The sequence below is a fragment of the Vibrio sp. 10N.222.46.A1 genome (assembly GCF_041473595.1).
Lineage (GTDB): Bacteria > Pseudomonadota > Gammaproteobacteria > Enterobacterales > Vibrionaceae > Vibrio > Vibrio tasmaniensis_A.
On sequence record NZ_JBFRSN010000645.1, the window covers coordinates 1 to 237 of the forward strand.

At 37.6% G+C, this 237-nt stretch carries 1 pseudogene; it reads left to right on the plus strand.

The features are described from left to right. Positions 1 to 237, plus strand: a pseudogene (locus AB4496_RS17600) (hypothetical protein); the annotation flags it as partial.

The window sequence follows — 237 nt, forward strand, 5'->3', positions numbered from 1 at the left end:
AGTGATAATATCGACTTTCACAAAGCTGTTTATCTACAATCGCTTGTATCTCACATTGGTAAGTCACTTCTTGAAGCAATGAAGAACCTAAAGGAAGTGAGAGAGACTGATGCAAGTAAGCATGGTTTATCAACTCAATCAGAATGGAGTCGGTTTTTCCAGTTTATCTACTCCCCAGACTCGAAGAATAGGATTCTGAGCTTGGTTATTTACCTAATTAGTCTTATTGCTCTTATC